Annotated in this window: 24 protein-coding genes and 1 riboswitch; of the genes, 9 read left to right on the forward strand and 15 right to left on the reverse strand. The window is 62.8% G+C overall.

Annotation, left to right across the window (positions count from 1 at the left end; genetic code table 11):
- Window positions 1-23: 23 nt before the first annotated feature.
- Complete coding sequence (locus AC1DVN_RS03420) at window positions 24-1,529, forward strand: CoA-acylating methylmalonate-semialdehyde dehydrogenase (RefSeq protein ID WP_338480437.1); 1,506 nt, start codon at window positions 24-26, stop codon at window positions 1,527-1,529.
- Between the two features lie 62 nt (window positions 1,530-1,591).
- Here the strand turns inward: AC1DVN_RS03420 and AC1DVN_RS03425 are convergent, their stop codons facing one another.
- Window positions 1,592-2,164 (reverse strand): dihydrofolate reductase family protein, encoded by a 573-nt coding sequence (locus tag AC1DVN_RS03425; protein ID WP_477993439.1) that lies wholly within the window; start codon window positions 2,162-2,164, stop codon window positions 1,592-1,594.
- Window positions 2,165-2,362: 198 nt separating this feature from the next.
- Between AC1DVN_RS03425 and AC1DVN_RS03430 the strand changes: the two genes are divergently transcribed.
- Window positions 2,363-3,676 carry a D-alanyl-D-alanine carboxypeptidase family protein gene (locus AC1DVN_RS03430; RefSeq protein ID WP_029254980.1) on the forward strand — a complete coding sequence of 438 codons (1,314 nt, stop codon included), beginning with the start codon at window positions 2,363-2,365 and terminating at the stop codon, window positions 3,674-3,676.
- Here AC1DVN_RS03430 and yhjD read toward each other — a convergent pair.
- From yhjD to AC1DVN_RS03465, 7 genes are all read right to left on the reverse strand, one after another.
- Window positions 3,673-4,707: an inner membrane protein YhjD gene (gene yhjD, locus AC1DVN_RS03435; RefSeq protein WP_020969131.1), complete on the reverse strand. Its 1,035-nt coding sequence runs from the start codon at window positions 4,705-4,707 to the stop codon at window positions 3,673-3,675. The genes AC1DVN_RS03430 and yhjD overlap by 4 nt on opposite strands.
- 51 nt (window positions 4,708-4,758) lie before the next feature.
- Window positions 4,759-5,793 carry a tryptophan--tRNA ligase gene (gene trpS, locus AC1DVN_RS03440; RefSeq protein WP_003941025.1) on the reverse strand — a complete coding sequence of 345 codons (1,035 nt, stop codon included), beginning with the start codon at window positions 5,791-5,793 and terminating at the stop codon, window positions 4,759-4,761.
- 26 nt (window positions 5,794-5,819) lie between these two features.
- Window positions 5,820-6,314 (reverse strand): barstar family protein, encoded by a 495-nt coding sequence (locus AC1DVN_RS03445; RefSeq protein WP_020969130.1) that lies wholly within the window; start codon window positions 6,312-6,314, stop codon window positions 5,820-5,822.
- Window positions 6,314-6,847: a guanyl-specific ribonuclease gene (locus AC1DVN_RS03450; protein WP_477993512.1), complete on the reverse strand. Its 534-nt coding sequence runs from the start codon at window positions 6,845-6,847 to the stop codon at window positions 6,314-6,316. Before AC1DVN_RS03450 ends, AC1DVN_RS03445 begins: the two co-directional genes overlap by 1 nt.
- A 26-nt stretch (window positions 6,848-6,873) precedes the next feature.
- A complete protein-coding gene (locus tag AC1DVN_RS03455; protein WP_020969128.1) occupies window positions 6,874-7,719 on the reverse strand; it encodes an exodeoxyribonuclease III in 846 nt (281 codons plus the stop codon).
- A gap of 36 nt (window positions 7,720-7,755) precedes the next feature.
- Window positions 7,756-8,964 carry an MFS transporter gene (locus AC1DVN_RS03460; protein WP_021332495.1) on the reverse strand — a complete coding sequence of 403 codons (1,209 nt, stop codon included), beginning with the start codon at window positions 8,962-8,964 and terminating at the stop codon, window positions 7,756-7,758.
- A gap of 129 nt (window positions 8,965-9,093) precedes the next feature.
- On the reverse strand, window positions 9,094-10,317 hold the full coding sequence (locus AC1DVN_RS03465; protein ID WP_019747659.1) for an NADP-dependent isocitrate dehydrogenase: 1,224 nt from the start codon (window positions 10,315-10,317) through the stop codon (window positions 9,094-9,096).
- A gap of 305 nt (window positions 10,318-10,622) precedes the next feature.
- Window positions 10,623-10,763, forward strand: a riboswitch (SAM riboswitch).
- A 143-nt stretch (window positions 10,764-10,906) separates the two neighbouring features.
- On the opposite strand from AC1DVN_RS03465, the gene AC1DVN_RS03470 reads away from it, so the two are divergent.
- The 4 genes from AC1DVN_RS03470 (at window position 10,907) to AC1DVN_RS03485 (ending at window position 15,888) form a co-directional block, all read left to right on the forward strand.
- Entirely contained in the window at window positions 10,907-12,232 is a 1,326-nt protein-coding gene (locus AC1DVN_RS03470) for a bifunctional o-acetylhomoserine/o-acetylserine sulfhydrylase (RefSeq protein WP_477993442.1), read from the forward strand.
- On the forward strand, window positions 12,229-13,365 hold the full coding sequence (gene metX / locus AC1DVN_RS03475) for a homoserine O-acetyltransferase MetX (RefSeq protein ID WP_021343641.1): 1,137 nt from the start codon (window positions 12,229-12,231) through the stop codon (window positions 13,363-13,365). The genes AC1DVN_RS03470 and metX overlap by 4 nt, the downstream gene beginning before the upstream one ends.
- Window positions 13,366-13,534: 169 nt before the next feature.
- Window positions 13,535-15,313: a DEAD/DEAH box helicase gene (locus tag AC1DVN_RS03480; RefSeq protein WP_046378288.1), complete on the forward strand. Its 1,779-nt coding sequence runs from the start codon at window positions 13,535-13,537 to the stop codon at window positions 15,311-15,313.
- Window positions 15,313-15,888, forward strand: a complete 576-nt coding sequence (locus AC1DVN_RS03485) for a swim zn-finger (protein WP_019747655.1) — start codon at window positions 15,313-15,315, stop codon at window positions 15,886-15,888. Before AC1DVN_RS03480 ends, AC1DVN_RS03485 begins: the two co-directional genes overlap by 1 nt.
- A gap of 5 nt (window positions 15,889-15,893) precedes the next feature.
- Here the strand turns inward: AC1DVN_RS03485 and AC1DVN_RS03490 are convergent, their stop codons facing one another.
- Together AC1DVN_RS03490 and AC1DVN_RS03495 are read right to left on the reverse strand one after the other, a co-directional pair.
- A complete protein-coding gene (locus tag AC1DVN_RS03490; RefSeq protein ID WP_003940740.1) occupies window positions 15,894-16,178 on the reverse strand; it encodes a DUF3017 domain-containing protein in 285 nt (94 codons plus the stop codon).
- A gap of 5 nt (window positions 16,179-16,183) precedes the next feature.
- On the reverse strand, window positions 16,184-17,041 hold the full coding sequence (locus AC1DVN_RS03495; RefSeq protein WP_007727401.1) for a bifunctional methylenetetrahydrofolate dehydrogenase/methenyltetrahydrofolate cyclohydrolase: 858 nt from the start codon (window positions 17,039-17,041) through the stop codon (window positions 16,184-16,186).
- Between the two features lie 64 nt (window positions 17,042-17,105).
- On the opposite strand from AC1DVN_RS03495, the gene AC1DVN_RS03500 reads away from it, so the two are divergent.
- Entirely contained in the window at window positions 17,106-17,585 is a 480-nt protein-coding gene (locus AC1DVN_RS03500) for a GNAT family N-acetyltransferase (protein ID WP_081328952.1), read from the forward strand.
- Window positions 17,586-17,616: 31 nt separating this feature from the next.
- Complete coding sequence (locus tag AC1DVN_RS03505; protein ID WP_020969121.1) at window positions 17,617-17,892, forward strand: DUF1905 domain-containing protein; 276 nt, start codon at window positions 17,617-17,619, stop codon at window positions 17,890-17,892.
- A 6-nt stretch (window positions 17,893-17,898) separates the two neighbouring features.
- Here the strand turns inward: AC1DVN_RS03505 and AC1DVN_RS03510 are convergent, their stop codons facing one another.
- Window positions 17,899-18,519, reverse strand: a complete 621-nt coding sequence (locus AC1DVN_RS03510) for a pentapeptide repeat-containing protein (RefSeq protein ID WP_003940770.1) — start codon at window positions 18,517-18,519, stop codon at window positions 17,899-17,901.
- Between the two features lie 33 nt (window positions 18,520-18,552).
- Window positions 18,553-19,233 carry an excalibur calcium-binding domain-containing protein gene (locus AC1DVN_RS03515; protein ID WP_355333469.1) on the reverse strand — a complete coding sequence of 227 codons (681 nt, stop codon included), beginning with the start codon at window positions 19,231-19,233 and terminating at the stop codon, window positions 18,553-18,555.
- A 136-nt stretch (window positions 19,234-19,369) separates the two neighbouring features.
- Here AC1DVN_RS03515 and AC1DVN_RS03520 point away from each other — a divergent pair, with 136 nt between their 5' ends.
- Window positions 19,370-19,834: a tRNA (cytidine(34)-2'-O)-methyltransferase gene (locus AC1DVN_RS03520; RefSeq protein WP_019747649.1), complete on the forward strand. Its 465-nt coding sequence runs from the start codon at window positions 19,370-19,372 to the stop codon at window positions 19,832-19,834.
- Between the two features lie 6 nt (window positions 19,835-19,840).
- Here AC1DVN_RS03520 and AC1DVN_RS03525 read toward each other — a convergent pair whose 3' ends face one another.
- The 3 genes from AC1DVN_RS03525 to AC1DVN_RS03535 form a co-directional block, all read right to left on the reverse strand.
- On the reverse strand, window positions 19,841-24,025 hold the full coding sequence (locus tag AC1DVN_RS03525) for a molybdopterin-dependent oxidoreductase (RefSeq protein ID WP_477993446.1): 4,185 nt from the start codon (window positions 24,023-24,025) through the stop codon (window positions 19,841-19,843).
- Between the two features lie 180 nt (window positions 24,026-24,205).
- A complete protein-coding gene (locus tag AC1DVN_RS03530; RefSeq protein WP_477993448.1) occupies window positions 24,206-25,039 on the reverse strand; it encodes a DUF3626 domain-containing protein in 834 nt (277 codons plus the stop codon).
- A 7-nt stretch (window positions 25,040-25,046) separates the two neighbouring features.
- Window positions 25,047-26,210, reverse strand: a complete 1,164-nt coding sequence (locus tag AC1DVN_RS03535; RefSeq protein WP_113683055.1) for an FAD-dependent oxidoreductase — start codon at window positions 26,208-26,210, stop codon at window positions 25,047-25,049.
- Between the last annotated feature and the right edge of the window lie 73 nt (window positions 26,211-26,283).

Raw genomic sequence — 26,283 nt, forward strand, 5'->3', positions numbered from 1 at the left:
CCACCAGACCACTAGGAAATACCATGACCAGCACTGATACTCGTGTCATCGCACACTGGTTGGACGGCAAGTCGTTCGCCGGAACATCCGAGAACACCGCCCCCGTCACCAACCCCGCCACCGGACAGATCACCGGCCGACTAGCCCTGGCGAACCTCGAGGATGCCCGCACCGTCATCGACGCTGCTGCGGCGGCCTTCCCCGCCTGGCGTGACACCTCCCTGGCCCGGCGCACACAGATACTGTTCAGCTTCCGCGAACTCCTCAACGCTCGCAAAGGTGAACTCGCCGAGATCATCACAGCCGAGCACGGCAAGGTTCTCTCCGACGCCCTCGGCGAAATCAGCCGCGGACAAGAAGTAGTCGAATTCGCCTGCGGAATACCGCATCTCCTCAAGGGCGGATACACCGAGAATGCATCGACCAAGGTCGACGTCTACTCCATCCGCCAACCCCTCGGCCCCGTAGGCATCATCTCCCCCTTCAACTTTCCCGCGATGGTCCCGATGTGGTTCTTCCCGGTCGCCATCGCCGCCGGGAACACCGTGATTCTCAAACCCTCGGAGAAGGACCCCACCGCGGCGATCTGGCTCGCCGAACTCTGGGCCGAAGCCGGTCTGCCCCCCGGCGTCTTCAACGTCCTCCAAGGTGACAAGCTCGCCGTCGATGAACTTCTGGAAAACAAAGCAGTCAAAGCGATTTCGTTTGTCGGATCCACCCCCATCGCCCAGTACGTCTATGCCACCGGCACCGCCAACGGCAAACGCGTGCAAGCACTCGGCGGCGCCAAGAACCACGCCATCGTTCTGCCGGACGCCGACCTCGACCTCGCCGCCGACGCAATGGTCAACGCGGGATTCGGCTCCGCGGGCGAACGATGCATGGCGATCTCCGCCCTGGTCGCAGTCGGCGACATCGCCGACGAACTGGTCGCCAAGATCGTCGAGCGCACCACTCCCCTCGTCACCGGTGACGGCACCAAGAACTCCGACATGGGTCCGCTCGTCACCAAGGCCCACCGCGACAAGGTCGCCTCATACGTCGATGCAGGCGAGAAGGACGGCGCCACCATCGTGGTCGACGGACGTACAGTCCAGGCCGATGGTGGACCGGACGGCTTCTGGCTTGGACCCACCCTCATCGACCACGTCACCACCGACATGTCGATCTACACCGACGAAATCTTCGGGCCTGTTCTCTCCGTCGTGCGCGTCGATACCTACGACCAAGCCCTCGAACTGATCAACAACAGCCCGTACGGAAACGGCACCGCCATCTTCACCAACGACGGCGGCGCTGCCCGACGCTTCCAGAACGAGGTGGAGGTCGGCATGATCGGCATCAACGTCCCCATCCCGGTTCCCATGGCCTACTACAGCTTCGGCGGCTGGAAGAACAGCCTCTTCGGTGACACCCACGCTCACGGGACAGAAGGTGTTCATTTCTTCACGCGAGGTAAAGCCGTCACCAGTCGCTGGCTCGACCCCAGCCACGGCGGCATCAACCTCGGCTTCCCCGAGAACAGTTAGCCGGCAAAACATCTGTGACCGAGACTCTCGAAGAGGCTCGGCCACAGATGTTTTCGAGAGGTCTACGCGACCGTGGGGTGGTGCGTCAGCACCTGAACTCCGGATTCGTACCGGCGATCGTCCTTCAACTCGAGGTCGATCTTGTCGGCCGATTCGGGGAACACTCTCCCGCCGGACCCGAGAATGACCGGGAAGACCATCAGTCGTAGCTCGTCGACCAGACCGGCCAGCAACAACGCGTGGACGAGCGTCCGACTTCCCGCGACCAGGATTTCGCCGTCGATCTGTTCCTTAAGCTTCGGAACGGATTCCTCGATGGGACCGTCGAGCGCCGTCGAGTTGTTCCATTCGAGCGGCTCCGTCGAACTCGTGACGACGTACTTGGGCATCTCGTTCATCTTGTCCGCAAAGCCTTGGTCGTCCTCGCGCTCAGGCCAGGCACCGGCGAAGCTCTCGTAGGTCCGTCGACCGAGTAGAAGCACGTCCGCGGCGAGGGTTTCATCGAGTTTGAACTTCATCTGATCGCCCTCCTGGTACGGAAAGACCCATCCAGTGTGCGCATAACCCGGTTCGCCACCGGGCGCTTCCATGACCATGTCCAAAGACACGAATTCTGTCACCACGATCTTGCCCATACCGATCCCCTGTCGTCAGTGCGTGTGCGCCATTCGAGTAGTCGACTACCCCACTGTTACAGATTCTGCGTGGTGGTGGAACTCATCAGCGGCGATCGTCCACTATGACCGATGTACAAACCGAATCGCCTGTTTTCGATCCCTCTGCTTGCGTGGCGATTCGGACGTTCCCTCAGGTTCGCATACCCTCGTATATCGATGATGTGGCGTCGAAAGTGTGCAGTGGCAGTGGCCGGAACAGTGCTCTCAGGGAGCATTGCGTTTACCGGTGTCGTAGGGACCTCGGGAGTGGCCGGCGCCCAACCGGCCCCGCCGCCGCCCACCACCACCACCGAGGCACCGTTCACAACACCCAACACCGACAGCTGCCCGTTCACGAGTAGCCCGGCGCCGGCGATCGATCTCTCCGAAGCACCCGCGCCCGGATCCACGGCCCCGACTGCCGTCCCGATTCCGGAAAGCCCCGTCGGTGGAGACAAGCTCGGCGAGTGTGGCGTCGTACTTCCTGACGGCGCTCCCCCGCTCCCGGCCGACATCGCGGCATCCGGATGGGTACTCGCGGACGCCGAAACCGGTGAGGTCCTCGCCGCGAAAGATCCGCACGGTCGCTACCGACCGGCCAGCACCATCAAGATGCTGTTGGCTCTCGTCGCGCTCGACGAACTCGATCTCGACACCGAAATCACCGCAACTGCCGAAGACGCGGACGCTGAAGGTAGCGCTGTCGGCATCGGCAAGGGCGGCAAGTACACCAACCGGCAACTGATGCAGGGTCTGGTCATGGCATCGGGAAACGATGCYGCGCACGCTCTTGCCCGCCAACTCGGCGGTGACGCCGCAGCCGTGTCGAAAATGAACGCACTCGCGGCCGAACTCGGCGCCCTCGACACCCGCACGGCAACTCCATCCGGACTCGACGGCCCAGGGATGAGCAGCTCACCGTACGACCTGGCCGTAATCTTCCATACAGCCCTCCAGAATCCGACGTTTGCCGGACTGATCCATACCGAAACCGTCGAGTTTCCCGGCTTCCCCAAAGATCCGACGATTCCTGACGATCAGGACCGCCCCGGATTCACTCTCGCGAACGACAATCAGTTGCTCTACAACTACGACGGCGCATTGGGCGGCAAGACCGGCTTCACCGACGACGCCCGCCACACGTACGTCGGTGCTGCGGAGCGCAACGGCCGGAAACTACTGGTGACATTGATGGGCGGCGAAGCCAAGCCGATCCGTCCGTGGGAGCAGGCTGCCCGTCTACTCGACTACGGATATGCACTCCCCGCGAGCACAACCGTCGGCTCGTTGACGGACCGATCGACCGACGATGCCACGCCCGATGTCACTCGCACACCGTCTGCCGCTGCACCAGGCTCGATTTCGGCAGCACCCACCGCTACCGACACCGAGTCGGACACCACTGACCGCATCCTCATCGGTGCTGTCGGCGGAGTTGTGGTGATCGCGCTGGTGGCGGGAGCCGTTGCCCTGAACCGTCGAAGGCGCTAGCGCGGCCGACGGCGCATGAAGCCCGAAAGACCCAGGCCGGCAACCGCACCCGTGGCGATCAACGCAGCCACGCGAGACGGTGAAGCTCCGTCACTGACAACGATTCGCGGCGAGATCACGGCCGGATCCGGCGGCGGAACGAAGGCGAGAGCCATACTTTCCTTTGTCGTCGCCGCCCACGCCGTGCAGAACAGCAGCATCCTCGACGCAGTGAACACGAACACGAGCAAACCGATGATCGGGCCGAATGCCACGCCCGCCGGGCCACTGGTGACGGCCGCGAGGTAGATCGCACCTACCTGCTTGAAGATTTCGAACACGACCGCGGCGATAAGCGCTGCCTGCGCGGCGCTGCGCAGCGTGACAGGCTCGCGCGGTAGCCGGGCAATCACCCACAGGAACACCGCCCACGTCGCCAGGAGTGAGAGCAACAGTGAAACGACTCTGAGCCCCACGCCGACACCGGTGATGTTCTCGAGGTTGAGCCATTTCACGATCTGAGTCGCAACCGGCCCGCTGCTCAGCGCCGACATTCCCAGTGAGACGACCATGGCGAGAGCCAGACCGATGAGGGCCCCTGCGTCACCGAGTTTGGTACGAACGAAACCCTTCGGCTCGCGCTTGCTCTCCCACATCGCCGTCAGCGCGTCGCGAACATTTGCCATCCAACCGAGACCCGCGTACGCGGCACCCAGGAGACCGAAGATTCCGACGCTCGCGCGCGAGTCGATAGCCGAATCGATCAGCGTGTTGATGGTGTCACCCAAGCTGCCCGGAATGCTCTTGGTGATCTGCTCCTGAATCGACTCCAGGTACTCGGGATGCCCGGCCAATACGAAACCGGCCACTGCAAACGCGACCATCATGATCGGAATCAATGCGAGAACACTGAAGTACGTGATTCCCGCAGCGTAGTAATCGCCCTTTTGCTCTTGGAAACGTCCTGCGGCGCGAACCAGATGATCGAGCCAGGGTCGCGCTGCTCGTTGCTTCTCGAGAAAGCTCGGTGCGTCGTCGTCCGTGTCAGCCATTGCCGTCCCCCTCATGTTCGGTCAGGCGTCGTGAGTCCGAATTCGCGTAAGTCAGCCCTTCGGTGCCAGGAATCCGACCTTGTCATAGACAGCGGCGAGAGTGCGTGAAGACACCTCACGGGCGCGGTGCGCTCCAGCCGCGATGATGCGATCCAGCTCTGCCTCGTCGGCAAGGTAACCGTCGACCTTCGCCTTGAGTGGGGTGACGAACTCGGTCAGCACATCAGCGGTATCGGTCTTGAGGTCGCCGTACCCCTTGCCCTCGTAACCGGCCACCAGAGTCTCGATCGGTACTCCCGAGAGAGCCGACTGAATGGTGAGCAGGTTGCTGACGCCCGGCTTGGCCTGCGGGTCGAAACGAATCTCGCGCTCGTTGTCGGTGACGGCCGACTTGATCTTCTTTGCCGACACCTTCGGATCGTCGAGCAGATTGATCAGTCCGGCCGCACTGGCGGCGGACTTGCTCATCTTCGCGGTCGGATCCTGCAGGTCGTAGATCTTTGCCGTGCCCTTGATGATCTGCGGCTCGGGAACGACGAACGCCTTGCCGTAGCGGGTGTTGAACCGGCCGGCCAGATCGCGTGCGAGTTCGAGGTGCTGACGCTGATCCTCACCCACCGGAACTCGCTGCGGGCGGTACAGAAGGATGTCCGCGGCCATCAGAACCGGATACGTGAACAAACCGACACTGGCGTTGTCGCTGCCTTGCTTGGCGGACTTGTCCTTGAACTGCGTCATACGGCTGGCTTCACCGAAACCGGTGATGCAGTTCAGGACCCACGCCAACTGTGCGTGCTCGGGAACCTGACTCTGTACGAACAGCGTCGCCCGATCCGGATCGATACCCACCGCAAGGAGCTGAGCCACCGCAACCTTGGTGCGACGACGCAATTCCTTCGGGTCCTGCGTCACCGTGATGGCATGAAGATCCGGAATGAAGTAGAAAGCGTCGAAATCGTCCTGCAACGGAACCCACTGCTGCAGCGCACCCAGGTAGTTGCCGAGGTGGAAAGAATCCGACGTCGGCTGGATTCCGGAAAGCACGCGAGGCTTTGCGGTGGGCTTCTGTTCTGCAGGGGTCGACATGGTTCCGATCTTTTCACGAGTGGAAATCAGTGCAGTGGCGTGGTGCCCGGGTAGTCGAGTTCGACGAGGTCTTCACCGTGGGCGGTGAGGTCCTCCGCACCGAACTGGTAGACGGTCCGGAAAACGACGGGTTCCCATTCTTCGGTGTAGAAGTCCATCGTTTCGCGGAACCACTCCAACTGATCCTGTTGCTCGGACAGTAGAGAACCCGCACCTCGGATCACAACTACATATCCGGCGCCAAGTCCGAGTACGCCGTCGAGATCGCGCATGACATCGTCGAAAGCGTCTTTGTTGCGCCCGAAGTGGGACGGAAACTGGAAGGCTGCCGCGAACTCGTCGAAGACCTGCGCCGTTGTTCGCATGTTCTCTCCGCGAACCACCCGAACGACAAAATTCTCGCCACGGAGTTCACGTGCAAGATCATCCGCAACGGCCGGGTCGCCCTGCAGGGCCACCGAAGCCACATCGGAAGACGGATCCAGCCACTGCGCCACGCTGACCGTAGACGAGTCCGACATCAGCGAATCCTCACAAACGTGTCGTAGTGATCGAGGGTGTACCACGCCGAACCGTCGTTACCGGTGACGATTCGCTCGGCATCACGACCTTGGCCGTTTTTCTTCGCGTTGACGTCCCATTCCTGATAGACGACACGTCCGCCACCGGCACCGACAGCGGGCAGACGCCCTTCGCTGTTGCGGAAGGTGATGCCGCCCTTGGTGCCCGGCGCATTGGCGGAATCCGGCCACCGCCCGGCGTCGATCTCCACGAGCGTGGCGAGAACGCGCGCCGGCGCATCGCTGTTCGTCTGCTGCGTTGTCTTGACGGCGGAGCTGGAGGGCGCGGAGCTCGAGGGCACGGAACTCGACGGCGCGGCCTTGGTGGTAGCACCCGGCTTGGCTTGAACAGTCGAGGACTGGGAACTCGAGGACTTCGTAACCGACGACGCCGAACTGTCGGAGTCACGTGAAGAAAGGGTTACCGCCAGTACGAGCGCCACCACAGCCACCACGACGGTGATGATGGCGTTGCGCGTCTTTGCGCTCGGCATTTTCAGACCTTCAGACACGAGCGCTCCTACCGGTACGAGACAGTGACAGGTGCGTGATCCGACCAACGGAGGTCGTAGGACTCAGCGCGTTCCACGAGCGCAACCTTGGCCCGCTCGGCGTATCCGCGGGTGGCAACCTGGTAGTCGATACGCCAACCCGAATCGTTGTCGAATGCCTTGCCGCGGTACGACCACCACGAGTACGGACCGTCGACACCCGGATGGAGGGTGCGGAAGACATCGACCCACGCGGAATCTTCGGCGAACAGCAGATCCATCCAGGCGCGCTCCTCGGGGAGGAATCCCGAAGACTTCTTGTTGGTCTTCCAGTTCTTGAGGTCGAGTTCGGTGTGCGCGATGTTCCAATCGCCGCTGACCACCACGTGACGATCGGCAGCCTCGGCCGCCGCAGCGGTGGAGGCGAGGTGAACTGCGAAGGACGCCATGAACCGCTCCTTCTCCTCCTGCTTCGGCGTGAGCGCCTCACCGGAGGGCAGGTACAGGCTCGCGACGGTCAGATCCGCGAAGTCGGCTTCGATGTATCGACCGGCGTCGAGAAACTCGTCGTCGCCGTGACCGATCCGCACCGCGTCAGGTTCCGTGCGTGAAAGCACAGCGACTCCGTTGCGTCCCTTCGCGGACGGCTCGGCGGAGACGAGGAACCATCCGTTGCCGAGCGCTGGTTCGAGAGTCTCGCGAAGCTGATCGTCCGACGCACGCGTTTCCTGAAGGCAGATGAAATCCGCCGACGTCTTCTCCAGCCAGTCGAGCATGCCCTTGCGGGCAGCTGCTCGAACGCCGTTAACGTTCACGGACGTGATGGTGTGGGGCGCAAGAATGTGGGAGTCAGCAGTTTGTGGCACGGCAAGCACCGTAGCCGATTCCACCGACGCGGATGGGCGCCCAGGTCAGCGCACGGCCCTACGCTGCAGAATCACCGCAACCGCCAGCACGACGAGACCCGCGACGGCAAGCAACGACCCAACCGCTGCCGGTGCGGTATACCCGTAACCGGCAGCGATGACGACGCCGCCGATCCACGCTCCGAAGGCATTGGCGATGTTCAGCGCGGCGTGATTGAGAGACGCCGCCAAGGTCTGAGCATCCTCGGCGACATCCATCAACCGTGTTTGAAGGCCAGGAACCATCGAGGACCCGGCAAGCCCGATGAGGAAGACGAAGACAAGCGCCGTGTACGGATTGCGCACGGCGATCACGAAGACCGCGAGGATCACCACGAGGGATCCCATCGACAGGAACAAACCCTTCATCAGTGCGCGATCCGCGAGGTATCCACCGACGAAGTTGCCGGCCACCATGCCCAGTCCGTACAGCATGAGCGCCAGAGGAATGAACGAAGCACCGAGACCGGACACGTCGGTGAGCGTCGTACTGATGTAGGTGTAGACGGCGAACATCCCGCCGAATCCGACCATTCCCACGATCAGGGTCATCCACACCTGAACGCGGCCCAGTGCCCCGAGTTCGGTGATCGGATTCGTCACCGGCATACCGTCCAACCGCGGAATCCAGACGAACAGCGAAGCAACCGTTGCCACCCCGATCACAGCCACCAAGGCGAAGGCGCTGCGCCAGCCGAGTGCCTGGCCGATCCAGGCCGCGACCGGCACCCCGATCACATTGGCCACGGACAGACCCATCATCACCATCGCCACGGCCTTCGCGCGTTTGCCTGGTTCGGCCAAATGAGCGGCGACCAGTGCGGCGACTCCGAAGTACGCGCCGTGCGGCAATCCAGCGACGAATCGAGCCATCATCAGCGTCGTGTACGAGGGCGCAAAGACCGAAGCGGCATTGCCGACGGTGAATGCGACCATGAGTGCGATCAACAGGGTGCGGCGCGGTACCCGTGCGGTGAGAGCAGCGATCAGCGGAGCACCGACGACAACCCCGAGCGCGTACGCCGAGATCACGTGACCCGCGATGGGTTCCGAGACGCCGAGCCCGGATGCCATTTCCGGGAGCAATCCCATGGCGACGAACTCGGTTGTGCCGATACCGAAACCGCCGAGGGCAAGAGCGAGCATCGCCGGACCTCTGGCGGAACGAACCCCGGGTGTCGAGGTGTCAGAACGGGAGAGGGTAGACGAAGTCACTGATCAATTGTGGTCTCACACCTGGTTGAACTTCCAAGTGAGAGCGGGTGAGTTCACTCACGTGAGACCGCGAACACAAATGGGACGCCCGGTTTCCCGGACGTCCCATCAGAAGGTGAAACAGTGAATCTACTTCGCGGCCATGGCCTTCTGCAGGTTCACGTCGAGTGCACCGAGGAACTCCTCGGTGGTCAGGTAGCCCTGATCGCCGCCGACCAGCATCGAGAGGTCCTTGGTCATCTGGCCGCTTTCGACGGTCTTGATGACAACGTCTTCGAGCGCCTGCGCGAAGCCGATGACCTCAGGGGTGCTGTCGAGCTTGCCACGATGCTCGAGTCCGCGGGTCCACGCGAAGATGGACGCGATCGGGTTGGTCGAGGTGGGCTTGCCCTGCTGGTGCTGACGGTAGTGACGCGTCACGGTGCCGTGAGCAGCCTCTGCCTCACAGGTCCTTCCGTCCGGTGTCAGCAGAACCGACGTCATGAGGCCGAGCGAGCCGAAGCCCTGGGCCACGGTGTCGGACTGGACGTCGCCGTCGTAGTTCTTGCATGCCCAGACGTATCCACCCTCCCACTTGAGTGCGGAAGCGACCATGTCGTCGATGAGGCGGTGCTCGTAGGTCAGACCTGCGGCATCGAACTCAGCCTTGAACTCGGTCTCGTAGACGTGCTGGAAGATGTCCTTGAAGGCACCGTCGTACGCCTTGAGAATGGTGTTCTTGGTGGACAGGTACACCGGGTAGTTCTGCTGCAGTCCGTAGGTGAGCGACGCGCGAGCGAAGTCACGGATGGACGTGGTGAAGTTGTACTGCCCCTGGACGACGCCGCCCTCTTCGGGGAAGTTGACCAGTTCGTGCTCGATCGGTGCGCTGCCGTCCTCAGGCGTGTAGGTGATCATCACCTTGCCGGGGCCGGGGACCTTGAAGTCTGTGGCGCGGTACTGGTCGCCGAATGCGTGACGGCCGATGATGATCGGCTTGGTCCAGCCCGGAACGAGTCGCGGAACGTTGGAGATGATGATCGGTGCGCGGAAGATCGTGCCGCCGAGAATGTTGCGGATCGTTCCGTTCGGGGAACGCCACATCTTCTTGAGACCGAATTCCTCGACACGTGCCTCGTCCGGCGTGATCGTGGCGCATTTGACGCCGACGCCGTGCTTCTGGATCGCGTGCGCTGCGTCGATGGTGACCTGGTCGTCGGTCTCGTCGCGGTACTCGATACCGAGGTCGTAGTACTCGAGGTTCACATCGAGATACGGATGGATCAACTTGTCTTTGATGAACTGCCAGATAATGCGCGTCATCTCATCGCCGTCGAGTTCGACGACGGTGCCCTCAACCTTGATTTTGGACATGGGTGCTTCGCGTCCTCCTAGGAAGTTTCCCTGGTTACACGGTTGCGGTCACACTTTGTGAGTGGGTCCGCGAACGGTTCGATTATCAAACCTAGACGGTGTGGACTGATCTCGGGAGATGAGTCCCAAACAAGACAAGCGTACTGCTAACCCGTGAGGCCGCAACCGGCAGGTCCACCCATCGGTCTCTACTCGCGAGTAACTTTTGCCTGCTAGTGGGCTGCGTCGCTCTGTCTCGCGTGCGGTTGCGGCTCACAATTCGCCCCGCGTCAGGACTGCGCTCACTTCCCGGTAGAATCCGACTTGGTCATGAGTGCCAGCGTCAAGCCCCGGCTCGCTGGACGGCAACCCTCCAACCGCGGTGGGGTGCCCCGGGTGATGACCAGGTTTCCCGACGTGGATCTGCTCACGCAGTTCCACCGCAATTCGGGTGACAAGCGCGGGTCCGACAGGGACGGACCCCAGACCGGGCCGAGCCCCACGGAGGTAACTCAGTATGTGTCGCACTTGTAGATAGACCCCAGCACGGGGCGGCGATCCTTCGCCCCCGTCCGACATCTATCCGTCAGACCACTGGAGTGAACAAATCATGACCGACAACACAGCCGACGGCGCAGCAACTTCTGATCCGACCGCGAACTGGTCGTTCGAGACCAAGCAGGTGCACGCCGGGCAGACAGCGGACACCGCCACCAATGCGCGCGCTCTGCCGATCTACCAGACCACCAGCTACGTTTTCGACAGCACCGATCACGCTGCGGCACTGTTCGGCCTCGCCGAGCCTGGCAACATCTACACGCGGATCATGAATCCCACACAGGACGCCGTCGAGCAGCGCATCGCCGCCCTCGAAGGCGGAGTCGCCGCACTCCTCCTCTCCTCGGGTCAGGCTGCCGAAACCATCGCGATCCTCAACATTGCCGAAGCCGGCGACCACATCGTCTCGAGCCCGTACCTGTACGGCGGCACGTACAACCTCTTGCATTACACCCTTCGCAAGCTGGGCATCGAAGTCACCTTCGTCGAGGATCCCGACGATCTCGAGCAGTGGCGCGAAGCCATTCGCCCGAACACGAAGGCGTTCTACGGCGAGACGATCGCTAATCCCAAGAACCACATCCTCGACCTCCCCGGCATCTCGTCGCTGGCCCACGAGAACGGTCTTCCGTTGATCGTGGACAACACAGTCGCGACGCCGTACCTGCTCCGCCCACTCGAACACGGCGCCGACATCGTCGTTCACTCCGCCACCAAATACCTTGGCGGACACGGCACCGCGATCGCCGGCGTGATCGTCGACGGCGGCACCTTCGACTGGACGCAGGGTCGCCACACGAACTTCACGACGCCTGATCCCAGCTATCACGGCGTCACCTTCGCAGACCTCGGCGCGCCGGCATTTGCACTCAAGGCGCGCGTCCAACTGCTGCGCGATCTCGGCTCCGCCGTGGCGCCGTTCAACGCGTTCCTCATCGCGCAGGGCATCGAAACCTTGAGCCTGCGCATCGAGCGCCACGTGTCCAATGCCCAGAAGGTCGCCGAATTCCTCGACGGCCACGGCGAGGTGGCCTCCGTTTCCTACGCGGGACTCCCCACCTCGCCATGGTTCGAACGCGGAAAGCAGCTGACACCCAAGGGAACCGGCGCCATCGTCACCTTCGAGCTGCCCGGAGGTATCGATGCGGGCAAGACGTTCGTCAACGCCCTGACGCTGCACAGCCACGTCGCCAACATCGGTGACGTTCGCTCACTCGTCATCCACCCCGCCTCGACGACACACTCGCAGCTCACCCCCGAAGAGCAGTTCGCCTCCGGTGTCACGCCCGGACTCGTCCGCCTCGCGGTCGGTATCGAAGGAATCGACGACATCCTCGCCGATATCACCGTCGGCCTGGCTGCGGTGGCAAACTCGTGACCGTGAACGAATTGGAGCCCAGGATCGACCTCCTTCCCCCGCCCGACGGCCAGGTGGGGTTCGTCGACATCGGCGCCCTGGAACTCGAGAGCGGCGCGGTACTCCCCTCGGTTTCGCTCGCCGTTCAGCGGTGGGGTGAGCTGTCCCCGAACCGCGACAACGTCGTACTCGTCGAGCACGCACTGACCGGAGACTCACACGTCACCGGACCGATCTCCGCAAATCAGCCCTCCCCCGGCTGGTGGAACGGGATGGTTGGGCCGGGCGAACCGATCGACACCGGCGAATGGTGCGTCATCGCAACAAATGTCCTCGGTGGTTGTCGCGGCACGACCGGTCCTAGTTCGCTGGCCGACGACGGCAAGCCGTGGGGCAGCAGGTTCCCGGAGATCTCCATCCGGGATCAGATCGCGGCGGAGAAGAAGCTCGTCGATCTCCTCGGGATCGACCAGTTGGCCTCGGTAGTCGGCGGATCCATGGGCGGGATGCGCACCCTTGAATGGGCAGTTTCCTACCCGGACAGCATTCGCTCCGCGTTGGTTCTCGCAACCGGTTCACGGGCCACTGCAGATCAGATCGGCACCCAGACGACGCAGATCGCTGCCATCGTCTCCGATCCGGATTGGCAGGGCGGTGACTACCACGGAACGGGGCGGGCACCTCGCGCCGGACTCGGGATCGCCCGTCGCATCGCGCACCTGACGTACCGCACCGAGTCCGAACTCGATGCGCGCTTCGAGAACTCCGCCCAGAACGACGAAAATCCTTGGAACGGTGGACGATACGCCGTCCAGAGTTACCTGGAACATCAGGCAGACAAGCTGGTCGACCGCTTCGACCCGAGCACGTACGTCCTCCTGACCGAGGCCATGAACCGGCACGACATCGGTCGTGGACGCGGCGGCGTTGCAGCGGCGTTGGCATCGATCACGGCGCCGGTCGTCGTGGGCGGCGTGGACTCGGATCGGCTGTATCCCCTTCGTTTGCAGGAGGAGATCGCGGACGGCATTTCGACGTGCACGGGCCTCGAGATTCTCAAGTCCAGAGACGGCCATGACGGCTTCCTGACGGAGGCGGACGCTGTCGCCGGACTGCTTCGCCGAACGATGGAGTTCGCACGCACGGCCCGCTGATCCCGCACAGAGGCACAATTTCAGGATCCGTCAATGTCGGGAAAACCACAGCTGATCTGCAGGTTTTCTCGACATTTTCATTGGCGTCCCTGAGCCGGCGCGGCTAGCATCGGCGAACGTGAATCAGCCATGCTCGACGCGCCTGCAGGCTACGTACATTCCCGAGCACATGTCCTTTGCGTTCTGGGGTGATACAGACCCGGCAGCGCGACTGTCGGTGCTGGGGATGCCGACCGGGTCGCCTGGCACCTGCCGGCTGGCGATCCCGGTCGACGAGTCGATCACAGCGACCGACGTCGCAGCGCAACTGCTCGACCTCGCCACCGCGATCGACGCCTTGCACACCCTCGATGCACGTCGCGACGACCTCGGACCGTCGTTGCTCGCATGGAAGCGCGTCATCGACACCGGCGCACATGACATTCCGACTGCAGCGCATGCCGCGATCGAGCGCGACGACACGAAAATCAGAAGCGCCCGGTCCACGGTGCGGTTGTTCACGGAAGCGCGCGCAGCCGTGGAGAGTCTTCGCCGAGCAAAGATTCAGGCGACATTGCGCCCGTATCAAGTGCACGGAGTTGCCTGGCTGACTGCACTGTCGGGTTCGGGCGGTGGAATCCTCGCCGACGAGATGGGTTTGGGCAAGACACTGCAAGCGATTTCGATGATCGCGATCCGCGCCGACGACGGTCCACACCTGGTTGTGTGTCCCACCTCGGTCATCGGAAACTGGCGCCGCGAGATCGAGCGATTCGCTCCGCATCTGCCACTGCACGTTCATCACGGGACCGCTCGCGCACTTCCCACTCGTGTTCCTGCCGGCGCCACGGTGCTGACCAGCTACAGCGTCTTGCGTTCCGACGCAGACCAATTGGCCCCGATCCATTGGAGTTCAGTGGTCTTCGACGAGGCACAGCAGATCAAGAACCCCTCTTCGCTGGCAGCCAAAGCAGCAATGCAGTTGTCGGCCGACGTCAAGGTAGCGATGACCGGCACGCCGGTGGAGAACCGTCTCGAAGAATTGTGGTCACTCTTTCGCGTCGCCAATCCCGAAGTCCTCGGAACTCGCGCACGGTTTCGTCAACGCTTTGCCGTACCGATCGAATCCGGTCGATCGGCCACCGCGGCGACCAGGCTTGCCGCGGTCATCGATCCGTTCATTCTGCGCAGAACCAAAGACACAGTGGCCAAGGATCTTCCGCCCAAGCAATTTTCCACCGTCTCGTGCACTCTGACGTCGGAACAGGCGCGCATCTATCGGTCTGCAGTTGCAGATGCTTTCGACACCGGTTTGGGTACGGGAATTGCCCGGCGCGGCAACATCCTTGCGCTGCTGACCACCCTCAAGCAGGTATGCAATCATCCGGCGCAGGTCACCGGCGATACGGATGACCTCTACGGAAGATCCGGAAAGCTCGACCGCGCAACGGAAATGATTGCCGAGATCGTCGACGACGGCGATCGCGCGCTGATATTCACGCAGTACCGGACGATGGGCGAGATGCTTTCGCGGCACCTGGGCTCCGAGTTGGGAATCGGCGCAATCCCGTTCCTTCACGGCGGCCTGAACACCGACAAGCGCGACGCAATGGTCGACGCGTTCCAGAACGACACGGATTCACCACCGGTTCTGATTCTGAGCTTGCGCGCCGCCGGCTTCGGCCTCAACCTCACGCGCGCAAGTCACGTCGTGCACTACGACCGGTGGTGGAACCCAGCCGTCGAGGACCAAGCAACCGACCGGGCACACCGCATCGGCCAGAAGCGCACCGTCAACGTCCACACCTTGGTGACGGGCGGTACCGTCGAGGATCACATCGCAGCGATGCACGAGTCCAAACGAGCTGTGGCCGATGCTGTTTCCGGGAACGTCGAGGCCGCCCTGGCCGATCTACCCGACACCGAACTGCGTGAACTCCTCGAACTCGACGGCGCGGTGATCATCTGATGGCCAACGAATTCGGTGTCACCGCTTGGGGTCGAGCATGGCTGCGCACGGTGGAGCGGACCGCGGCATCCGGTCCGAACCCGTCCCTGCCGACGGCTCGTACCCTCGCACGCAACGGTTCCGTGGAGTTCACCGTGGTCTCATCGGGGACCGTCGTCGCGGAGGTGAGCACCAAAGCAAAAACCTCGTCGGTGACAATTTGTGTCCCGCTCTGGACCAAATCCGAAATCGCCGCAGTGAAGAGCCTTCTCCGTTCGGCGGGAAAGGCCAACAGATCCGTCTCCACCGGCGAACTGCCGGACAGCATCGTCACCGAACTGCAGGCTCGAAATATTGCAGTAGCCGTTGATCTTTCGGAGTGCACTGCCAGCTGCGACTGCTCAGGTCGACGCTCGCCGTGCGTTCACCATCTCGCCGCGATCTACGCCCTGGCCGGGCGAATCGACGAGGAACCTGCACTTGCGGTGACGCTGCGAAGTGCACCGGTCAAGGCTGGAAAGAAGTCGACATCCACAGATTCACCGGAGTGGATCCCCTTGAGTGATATCGACATTCGCTCGTTCTACGGGGACTGATCTTCTCAGTCGGTGCCGAGCGGATCGATGGTCAGGGCGAGCGTCGCGATCAACACACCCATCACACCCATCGCCGCAGTGTCGAAGACCCTTCCGCGCACCGCGAGCAACCCCACACGATTCTCGGGAACGAACCACCGAGCGGCAGCTCCGATGATGACGGCAACACCGAAGACGAGGGCGCCGCGACGCCACCGGTCGGCCAGCACGAGAACCACGGCCGCCGCGATCACGGCGAGGACCGCGAGCATGGGCAGATTCTTCTTCGCGAGGCCGACCAGTGAGGACATCGGACTCAGACTCCGGCCAGAACCCGCTCGGCGCGCTCGACCACGTTGGTGATCAGGAACGCGCGGGTCAGCGGTCCGACACCACCGGGATTGGGTGAGACGAAGCCGGCGACCTCGTTCACGTCGGCTGCGACGTCGCCGCGCAGGCCGTCGTCGGTGCGACTGACGCCGACGTCGAGGACCGCTGCCCCGGGCTTGACCATGTCTGCGGTGATGAGGCCGGGAACGCCGGCGGCAGCGACGATGATGTCGGCGCGGCGAACCTCGGCCGCGAGATCGCGGGTACCGGTGTGGCAGAGCGTGACCGTCGCGTTCTCGCTACGACGCGTCAGCAGCAATCCGATCGGACGACCGACCGTGACGCCGCGTCCGACAACCACCACGTGTGCACCGGCAATCGGGACCTCGTAGCGACGCAGAAGGTGGAGGATTCCACGTGGGGTGCACGGCAGCGGGGCTTCCTTGCCCAACACCAGTCGACCGAGGTTGACCGGATGCAAGCCGTCGGCATCCTTGTCGGGGTCGATACGCTCGAGGGCCGCGTTCTCGTCGAGGTGCTTGGGGAGCGGCAACTGCACGATGTAGCCGGTGCACTCGGGATTGGCATTGAGCTCGTCGATCGTCGCGTTGAGCTGTTCCTGCGTGATGTCGGCAGGCAGGTCGCGTCGCAAAGAATTGATACCGACCTTGGCGCAGTCGTTGTGCTTGCCGCGCACGTAAGCCGCGGATCCCGGGTCGTCGCCCACCAGGATGGTGCCCAAGCCGGGTGTGATGCCCTCTGCCTTCAGAGCGCTCACCCGCACCTTCAGGTCTTCGAAGATTTCGTCGCGGGTAGCTTTGCCGTCGAGGATCGTTGCAGTCACGGCGACCATTGTTCCAGGTTAGGGTCGATGAGTGACAACGGCTCCGGAACTACGCGGCCCGAGGGTGCTCCTCTCCCCTGTCGCGCCCGATCATCACGCCCGTCTGCGGGCAATTCACCTGCACCCGGACGTCGTGCAGTGGTGGCAAAATCCCGACGACGACTGGCCTGCAGCGCCGGAGGCCGGCACCACGCGCTACAGCATCTTCTACGGCGACCGCCTGATCGGCTTCATCCAGTGGTACGAGGCGGAGGACAACCCCGACTTCCGCCACGCCGGGCTCGACTTGTTCCTCGATCCAGACTTTCACAGCCAAGGGTTCGGTCGCGAATCGATTCGCGTGCTGTGTGCCCACCTGATCGACGACCTCGCATTCCACCGTCTGGTCATCGACCCGGAAGTCGACAACTCCGTCGCCATCGCTTGCTACCGATCGGTGGGGTTCAAAGACGTCGGGGTGATGCGCGAGTACTCGCGAGATCGCCATGGTGTGTGGAAGGACGGACTGCTGATGGATCTGCTCGCACGGGAATTCATCCGCTGATCACAAGGTACGACCCGAAGGGACAGTCATCATGTTGCTGGACAAGGAATTCACGGCCACCTTGCAGAAAAGTGACGCCAAGGGTGGGTGGACCTACGTGATCTGGCCGGAGTCCGCCGAGTTCTTCGGCACCCGCGGCCTGGTCAAGGTACGCGGGACGATCGACGGACATCCGTTCCAGAGTTCGTTCATGGCGCTGGGAGACGGCAACCACAAGCTGCCGGTCAAAGCCGATCTTCGCAAAGCCATCGGCAAGGAGACCGGCGAGATGGTGACAGTGCGCCTCGAGGAGCGCGTGGAGAGCTAGGCGCCTCTACTTCATGTCTACGACAAGACCGTGCGCCGACGCATAAGCCACCGCCTGCATCAACTCGATCTGCGCGTTTCCGACGGATGCGGACGTCCACAGGCTCGGATCGATCCGCGCACCGCGCAGATCTGCACCTTCGAGTTTGAGTCCACCCGTACGAGCACCGGACAGATCCGCCGACGCCAGCACCGCGCCCCGCATGTCGGCCCGAACCAGGTTCGCTTCACGGAATCGGCATGAGGTGAAGTCGATCTTCCTCAGGTCCGCCCCACCGAGTGAGGTCAACGAGAAGTCGACTTCGTCGAGCGTCAACGGCCGGATACGGCAACCGTCGAACGTCGACCCGAGCAGACTGCAGTTTCGGAACGTGCTGTGCCACAGGCTGGTCCGAGCAAAATTGCAGGAGCGAAACGCCGTTCCCGTGTGCACGGACTCCCCCAGATCGGTGCCGGTGAAATCACAATCCGTGAACACCACCGACTCCGTCGTGAGTCCGGTGAGGTCGGCGTCTCGAAAATTGCAATTGGTGAAAGTGCGCTGACGCCACTTCTGCCCGGCCAGCCGCGCGTCTGAATAGTCTTCGCCGACGACGTCGTCGGATTCTTCGGGGAGCATGCCGTCCATACTGCCCCGCCGCACCGACACCGCTTCGATCGCCTAGGTCTCGCAGGCCACGCCGTCACCGTCACGATCAAGCTTGGACGAATAGCCGGGATCGCCGCGGTAGATCGGGGCAGCACCAGCCGCTCGCACCGCTGAGCAGTTGGCGTAATACACCCCTGCATCAGGCACCTTTGCCGGCGGCGGAACGTAGGCGGGTTCCGTTGTCTTCGGCGGCGTGTACGCCGGGGCGGGCGGAACGTACGGCGTAGTCGTGGTCTCCGGCACCTGCGGAACCAGCGGCACGATTGCCACGGTTGTCGTCGTCGGTGGCGGCACGATCGTTGTCGTCGTCGGCAAGAGGGACGAAGTCGTGGTCTTCGTCGTCGACGGGACCGTGCTTTTGGTTGTCGTCGTCGCCGCTGTCGTAGAAGAGGTCACAGCAGGCGTCGTTGATTCTTCCGACTTGCCCGCGCCCGTCGCCGCGGCGATGGCAACCAGCCCCACGACTGCTGCGCCGGCGATCCACGGCCACTTACGCCGCGTCTTGCCTTCCTCGGCGTTTGCGTCCGGCACCGGCGAACCGGGAGCACCGAAGACCTGGGTGGGAGTGCCGAAGGCTTGAGTGGGTGCGTCGACGCCCTTGGGCCGTGTCTGTGCAGTCCACTGCTGACCGTCCCAGTAACGGTCGATCGTGGGGTCGAAGGGGTCGGGGTTCCAACCGGCGGGAGGGTTCATCAAAATGTCCGTTCTGCGAAGAGTGCCGGAAATAGATTCGCACGGACTGGCCGGTTTGTTACCAATTCGCCCACACTTCCCGACCGGTCTTCTCACGGACGCGGGCACCGATACGACGCCCGGTACAGTTCCTCGAGTGTTCCGAGTGATGTTCCACGAGCCCCGCATCCCACCCAACACCGGAAACGCGATCCGTATGGTCGCGGGCACCGGTTGCGAACTCCACCTGGTCGGCCCTCTCGGGTTCGACTTGTCGGAGCCGAAACTCAAGCGCGCAGGCTTGGATTACCACGATCTGGCGACTGTCACGGTCCACGAGAACCTTGCTGCGGCGTGGGAAGCCGTCACCCCCGCTCGCGTGTTCGCCTTCACCGCGCACGCGACCACGTCCTATGCCGATATCGCCTACCAACCCGGCGACGTCCTGCTGTTCGGGCCCGAGCCCACCGGACTGTCCGAAGAAGTATTGGCGGACGAACACATCACCGAGCGCCTGCGTATCCCGATGCTTCCCGGACGCCGGTCCCTCAACCTGTCCAACGCCGCCGCCCTCGTGACGTACGAGGCGTGGCGTCAGCACGGGTTCAAGGGCGCCGTCTGATCGACGTCAGTAGACGTCTCGGACGTACCGCTTCTCGGCCGAGAGAGCCTTCACGTACGCCTCCGCACTACGAGGTGCCAGTTTTCCGTGTTGAGCGACCACCCCGTTGAGGGCACTGTCGACGTCCTTGGCCATCCGGTTGGCATCGCCGCAGACGTAGAAGTGGGCGCCCTTCTGCAACCACTCCCACAGCAGCGCACCGCGCTCACGCATCCGGTCCTGCACGTAGACCTTGTCGGCTTGATCCCGGGAAAATGCGAGGTCGAGTTCGGTGAGGAATCCGTCTTTCCGCAATTCTTCGATTTCTTCGCGGTAGTAGAAGTCGGTCGCGGCGTGCTGTTCTCCGAAGAACAGCCAGTTCGGACCCGTGTGCCCCAATGCCCGACGCTCATGCAGGAAAGCACGGAACGGCGCGATGCCGGTTCCCGGACCGACCATGATCATCGGGGTTTCGGGATCGGACGGTGGCCGGAAATGGGTCGACTTCTGCACGAAGATGCCGATGTCATCATCGTGGGCGTGGTCTGCGAGGTAGGTCGAGCACACCCCACGCCGTGGGACACCCGCGACGTTGTAGCGCACCGCGGACACCGTCAGCTGCACTTCGCGTGGGTTCTCCTTCGGACTGGAAGATATCGAATACAGCCGCGGCTGAAGCGGTTTGAGGAGGGAGAGCCATTCGTCCGTCGAGGCACGAACGGGTGACTGCGCAAGTACGTCGACGGACTGTCGTCCCCACGACCAGTCTTTGAGCGTGGAGATGTTCTCCGGCTTCATCAACTCGGCGAGGTCCGCGTCGCGAGTTCGTTGATGCACGAACCGAATCATCTCGCTCGAGATTCGAGTGATCTCCAGGCGTTCGGTGAGCGCGGCACGCAGGGTCATATCGCCGTACTGCCCCAGTTCGACGACCTCCTCACCGTCGAGGCCGGTGAGGGTGAGCCACTCGTCGACAAACGGAGAGCTGTTTCGGGGCCAGACTCCGAGAGCGTCGCCGGCTTCGTAACTGACCGTGTCGTCCGGAAGGTGAAAGCCCAACTGCCGCACGTCTTTGGAAGAGCCTGGCCGGTTGAGCACGACATTGCGCGTCAAGGCTGTGGTCAGCGGAGCCTTCTTGTTGTACTGCAGCGGCGCCGACATCGTCGGTGAAATCGGCGTGGCCGCAACGGTTGTCCCAGAATTCTTCTTTGCAACGACGACGTCGGCCGTCTCACCATCCGCCGAGCGCTGAAGTTCAGCCGTGACAGAGTCCAGCCATCCAGCAGCGGTGTCCGCGAAATCGGGCTCACAGTCGGCGCGATCGACGATACGACTGGCCCCCAGTTCAGCAAGGCGGGCGTCAAGCTTTCGTCCATGCCCACAGAAGTCGTCATAGTTCGAGTCACCGAAAGCGATGACTGCATAACGTGTCTCGGCCATGCGGGGCGCCGTGTCAGCAGCCAACGCATCCCAGAAACCGCTGCCGTTGTCCGGGGATTCGCCGTCACCGGAGGTACTGGTGATCAGCAGGACCTCTCGGGTGGCCGCCAGGTCGGCGGCCGGGAACTCGTCCATTGCATGCATCACCACGGGCAAGCCAACTTCCCCGAGACGAGCAGCGCAGGCGGCGGCGAATTCTTCCGCGTTTCCGGTCTGCGATGCCCACAGCACCACGATCGGCGCGCGTTCTGTCGCAATGCCCGGAGCCGAGGACAACGCGGACCCGTCGGCGTCAGGGGGCGAGGTTCGCGAGTACAGGCCGGCCAGTACCCCGTCGACCCACATCCGCTTTTCGGCGTCGAACGGCGCCGTCGACGGCAACGTCGGGACCCCGGCAGTGCGATCGGCGTCCGCACGCAACGCGGCGAGAAGACCGGCCAGGTAGCTCTGCTGGAGCGCATCGAATACCACTGCAGGTGTTCCTGTTTGACCGATGACATCCGCGAGGATATCGGTTCGCGACAAAGCCCGATCAGCTGGCGCGGAAGCCACCAGCGGCGCCCCGGCGAGCACTGTTTCAGGTGTGTTCACGGCGACCTTCGTCATAGTGACAGCACAGGCTTTGAACTCCGGTTGCTGCGAGGCTGGATCGATGGCGTCGTTGGTGACAGCGTTGATGGACAGATATTCGCCGAAGGCGTCGTTCCAGTGAAATGGGGCAAAGCAGTTCCCCGGACGCACTCGGTCGGTGATGACGGCGGGAAGCACGGCGCGACCGCGGCGTGAGGCAACCTCGATCGCATCCTGGTCGACGACGCCGAGCCTGGCGGCGTCGTCGGGATGGATCTCGACGAAGGGACCTGGGTTGAGTTTGTTCAGCTTGGCGACCTTGCCGGTCTTGGTCATGGTGTGCCACTGGTGCGCGAGACGACCGGTGTTGAGCAGGAATGGATAGTCGTCGTCGGGCATTTCGGCGGGAAGCATGTGCGGCCGTGCGAAGAACATCGCACGGCCAGTGGCGGTGGGAAATGCGAGCCGCGGAGTGCTGCCGTCCTCGCGGATCAGGAGCCTTTGACTGACACCGTCATTGACGTATCGGATGGGATGACGGTCCTGATCACTGTCTGGCGGGCACGGCCACTGGATTGATGTCTTGCGGAGGCGCCCGTAGGTGACGCCGCGTAAGTCGTAGCCGGTCTTCGGATTCCAGAACTGCTTGATCTCTTCGAACACCTCTTCGGCACAGGTGTAGGTGAACGCCTCGACATACCCCATCTCGCAGGCGATCCGGGCGATGATCTGCCAATCAGGCAGCGCCTGCCCGACCGGATCCAGTGCCTGCTGGAAGAGCGTCAGGTTGCGTTCGGAATTGATCATCACTCCGTCGGACTCTGTCCACAGTGACGCGGGCAGCAGAACATCGGCGTATTCGTTGGTCTCGGTGCCCAGGAACGCATCCTGGGTGATGACGAGGTCAGCCTTCTCCAAGCCGTCGATGACGGTCTTTCGGTTAGCTACCGTTGCAACGGGATTGGTGCAGATGATCCAGCATGCCTTGATGTCACCCGCCGCCATGCGGGAGAACATGTCGATGGTGCCACCGCCGATGTCGGTGCGCAGCGAGCCTTGCGGGATCCCCCACCTCTCCTCTACGAATTCGCGATCGGCGTCGACCATCACTGCACGCTGGCCGGGCAAACCTGGACCCATGTAGCCCATTTCACGCCCACCCATGGCGTTCGGCTGCCCGGTCAGCGAGAACGGACCGCTGCCGGGCTTGCAGATCGCACCGGTCGCAAGGTGAAGGTTGCAGATGGCGTTGGTGTTCCACGTGCCGTGGGTGCTCTGGTTCAAACCCATTGTCCAACAGCTCATCCAGTTTGCAGCCTCACCGATCCACTGCGCTGCAGTGCGGATGTCGGCTTCGGGGATACCGGTGATCTCACTGACCTTCTCCGGGGTGTACTCCGCGAGGAAACTGGGCATCACCTCCCAGCCTTCGGTGAAGTCGGCGATGAAGTCAGGGTCGGTGTGGCCGTTCACGACGAGCAGGTGGAGTAGTCCGTTGAGTAGCGCGAGATCGGTGCCGGGAGCGATCTGCAGGAACAAGTTCGCCTTGTCGGCGGTGGCACTGCGTCGAGGGTCGACGACGATCAACTTCGCGCCTGCCTTGATCCGCTCCTGCATCCGCAGAAAGAGGATCGGATGGCAGTCCGCCATGTTCGCGCCGGTCACGAAGAACACGTCGGCGTGTTCGAAGTCCTGATAGGAACCGGGCGGTCCGTCGGCCCCGAGAGACTGTTTGTAGCCGGTGCCGGCACTCGCCATGCACAACCGGGAATTCGATTCGATCTGATTGGTCCCGATGAATCCCTTGGCCAGCTTGTTCGACAAGTACTGGGCTTCGAGAGACATCTGCCCGGACACGTACAACGCAAATGCGTCGGGGCCGTGCTCGTCGATGATTGCCCGTAGACGCTGGGCGGTGTCAGTGATGACGGCGTCCATGTCCGCGGCTTCGATCGCATCCCCTCGGCGCGGACGGCGATATGCAGAGTCCATTCGCCCTGGACCTGCGAGCATGTCTGCGGTCGTGGCCCCTTTGGTGCACAGACGCCCGAAGTTGGTGGGATGTGTCTTCAGACCGGAAGACTTCGCAGCCTTCCGGCGTCCCGTCTCCGGATCGGTGATGATGTCGAGGACAAGACCACAGCCGACCCCGCAGTACGCGCAGAGTGTGTCGACACTGGTGGTGGTGAGTTGAGCGCCCATCGATTCATGCATCCCTTCGACCGAGGATCAAGGTCGACTTCTATCTTCGGATGCAGTTGTTTCGGGAGTTCATGCTCGATGTTGCGTATCAATCACTCTTTCCTCACCGCGCCCTTCGGACCGATGTGCGGTCCCGGAACCGGCGGTCGTCGACGGGCAGCGATACGCGAATGCCCAGTTCTACGCCCTGCCGCCGAATCGAGCAATGTAGTGCCAGACCTTTTTGACGTCCTGCGGATCGAAGGACGCGCTCCGTGCGAGCCCCAGTACGGCAGGCGTCAGTCGCCTGCCGCGGGCAATTTCTCGGGCAAGGTCGACGACGGTCGCTCCCCGGTATTCGGGATGTTCGGCTATCTCTTCGACATCGACCGCGTAACCGTCGTGCCACAGCACCGGGCACGTGAGTGAGTGGGCGATCTCTTCGATCCGTGTGCCGCGGTAACTCGGGTCCAGGACGAGTGCCTCGACGTCCGTTCCGATGTCGACGACGCCGTGGACGTGCGCCTCGATGTAGTGGTCGAGCGGATCGTCGAACTCGGCGGCTCCGGCGGCGCCGACCAAGCTCATCGCTTCGGCCGTTCCGAAGAGATCAGGCTCGAAGACGCTGTCCGGAAAGCAGAAGGTGGTGCGGTCGAGTGTGTGCTCGGCAAGCCGGAAGTAGGACGAGCCGAACCGAGGGGATGCCCCGTACGGATCGGCGGAGAAGTTAAACGATCCGTACTTCGGCCGTTCCGACGGCTCTCGCTCGTCGTAAGCCCCGCCGAATATCCGACTCTCCCAACGCCAACGGTCGCCGCCGTGATGCGCTGTCAGTCCGCCGTTGCTGGTACGAGTCTCGAACTGGGTCACGTAGGTGCCTTGACGTGCGATCGAGGCCAGTGTCAGACCACGTTCAGACGGGAGGTCTGGATGAAAGTGCAACGTCACCCGGTGATTTCGATCCACCTGGTCACCCTTCGAGAGACCGCGCACGTGCGCAATCGCGGCAGACGAGGGAGTGGAATCAACAGGCATTCGTCCATTATCCGGATACGGAAGCAGCGCCGGTGAAGAAGTCGACCAGTGAATACGGTGCGCCTTCACCGAGGCAGAGATCAAGGATCACGTGCGAGTCAGCGGCCTCGGATGCACTGCGCACGAACATCGCTTCCTCGTAGCCGCTCAGTGCCGCTTCGATGTCGTCCGGGTGCGCGGCGATCGCCCTTCCCAGTTCGGCGCCGTCGAACATGGCCAAGTTCGCACCCTCACCGGACGGAGCCATCAGATGTGCCGCGTCACCGAGGAGCGTGACCCCAGGCACGCGATCCCATCGGTGCTCGTCGGGAAGTGCATGGATCGCGCGCGGAATCGGAGCGGTTTCGCCGTCTGTGATCAGCGCAGTGAGTTCCGTTGCCCAACCGTCGAACTCGGCCGCGACCCGCGCTGTCGCAGCAGCGGCGTCGGTGAAATCGATACCGGCAAACCACTCCGCCGTACGGTTCAGTTGGACGTAGGTGTGGACGATGTCCCCCGCCTCTCGATGCGCGGCGATCGCTTTTCCTGGCGCGGGCGCGTACATCGCCCCGTCACCGACTGCCTCGGCTGCAGCCGAATGCTTCTCGTCGACGTCGTACAGATACGTCTCGACGAACGTGGTGCCGACGTATTCGGGCTTCGCATCGGAGAGCAAGGGGCGGATCTTCGACCAGGCACCGTCGGCGCCGACGAGGAGGTCGGTAGTCACCGTCGAACCGTCGGCAAAGGTCAGTTCGTGTCGGCCGTCGGCGCGCTCGTCGGCGGTGTTCCGTGAGCCGAGCGAGCGGACACTGTCGACCTTGCGTCCCCATTCGATCGTGCCGTCCGGAAGGGATTCGAGCAGGATCCGTCGGAGGTCTCCGCGCAGCACTTCAGGACGGACTCCCGTGCCGTCATCGGGTTCGTCGAGGAGTACAGCGGCGTGTTGATCGAGTACGCGCGACGCGGCACCGCCCTCGTGGATGATCGCGCGGAACTCGTCGATGAGGCCGGCAGCGTCGAGCGCCGCCTGACCGTTGTGTTCATGGATGTCGAGTTGGCCGCCCTGCGTGCGAGCTTCTGCCGACGGTTCCGCCTCGTAGATCTTCGACGGAATTCCGTGAACGTGGAGGACGCGCGCGAGGGTCAGACCGCCGAGACCCGCCCCGATGATCGTTATCGAGTTGCTCATGTTTGTTTCCTTTCAGGCTTCGATTGGAACGTCGTTCCAGTGACCATCTTGGAACGGCGTTCCAGATATGTCA

This window comes from Rhodococcus sp. P4_E4, from assembly GCF_056401575.1.

What these genes read in the sequence shown, in the direction of transcription:
- AC1DVN_RS03485 (WP_019747655.1), top strand. Translation starts at nt 15,313, where the DNA reads ATGGCCAACGAATTCGGTGTCACCGCTTGGGGTCGAGCATGGCTGCGC.
- AC1DVN_RS03535 (WP_113683055.1), bottom strand. Translation starts at nt 26,210, where the DNA reads ATGAGCAACTCGATAACGATCATCGGGGCGGGTCTCGGCGGTCTGACC.
- AC1DVN_RS03515 (WP_355333469.1), bottom strand. Translation starts at nt 19,233, where the DNA reads ATGAACCCTCCCGCCGGTTGGAACCCCGACCCCTTCGACCCCACGATC.
- yhjD (WP_020969131.1), bottom strand. Translation starts at nt 4,707, where the DNA reads ATGGCTGACACGGACGACGACGCACCGAGCTTTCTCGAGAAGCAACGA.
- AC1DVN_RS03450 (WP_477993512.1), bottom strand. Translation starts at nt 6,847, where the DNA reads ATGCCGAGCGCAAAGACGCGCAACGCCATCATCACCGTCGTGGTGGCT.
- AC1DVN_RS03420 (WP_338480437.1), top strand. Translation starts at nt 24, where the DNA reads ATGACCAGCACTGATACTCGTGTCATCGCACACTGGTTGGACGGCAAG.
- AC1DVN_RS03445 (WP_020969130.1), bottom strand. Translation starts at nt 6,314, where the DNA reads ATGTCGGACTCGTCTACGGTCAGCGTGGCGCAGTGGCTGGATCCGTCT.
- AC1DVN_RS03490 (WP_003940740.1), bottom strand. Translation starts at nt 16,178, where the DNA reads ATGTCCTCACTGGTCGGCCTCGCGAAGAAGAATCTGCCCATGCTCGCG.
- AC1DVN_RS03425 (WP_477993439.1), bottom strand. Translation starts at nt 2,164, where the DNA reads ATGGGCAAGATCGTGGTGACAGAATTCGTGTCTTTGGACATGGTCATG.
- AC1DVN_RS03530 (WP_477993448.1), bottom strand. Translation starts at nt 25,039, where the DNA reads ATGCCTGTTGATTCCACTCCCTCGTCTGCCGCGATTGCGCACGTGCGC.
- AC1DVN_RS03480 (WP_046378288.1), top strand. Translation starts at nt 13,535, where the DNA reads ATGTCCTTTGCGTTCTGGGGTGATACAGACCCGGCAGCGCGACTGTCG.
- AC1DVN_RS03510 (WP_003940770.1), bottom strand. Translation starts at nt 18,519, where the DNA reads ATGGACGGCATGCTCCCCGAAGAATCCGACGACGTCGTCGGCGAAGAC.
- AC1DVN_RS03525 (WP_477993446.1), bottom strand. Translation starts at nt 24,025, where the DNA reads ATGGGCGCTCAACTCACCACCACCAGTGTCGACACACTCTGCGCGTAC.
- AC1DVN_RS03470 (WP_477993442.1), top strand. Translation starts at nt 10,907, where the DNA reads ATGACCGACAACACAGCCGACGGCGCAGCAACTTCTGATCCGACCGCG.
- trpS (WP_003941025.1), bottom strand. Translation starts at nt 5,793, where the DNA reads ATGTCGACCCCTGCAGAACAGAAGCCCACCGCAAAGCCTCGCGTGCTT.
- AC1DVN_RS03505 (WP_020969121.1), top strand. Translation starts at nt 17,617, where the DNA reads ATGTTGCTGGACAAGGAATTCACGGCCACCTTGCAGAAAAGTGACGCC.
- AC1DVN_RS03465 (WP_019747659.1), bottom strand. Translation starts at nt 10,317, where the DNA reads ATGTCCAAAATCAAGGTTGAGGGCACCGTCGTCGAACTCGACGGCGAT.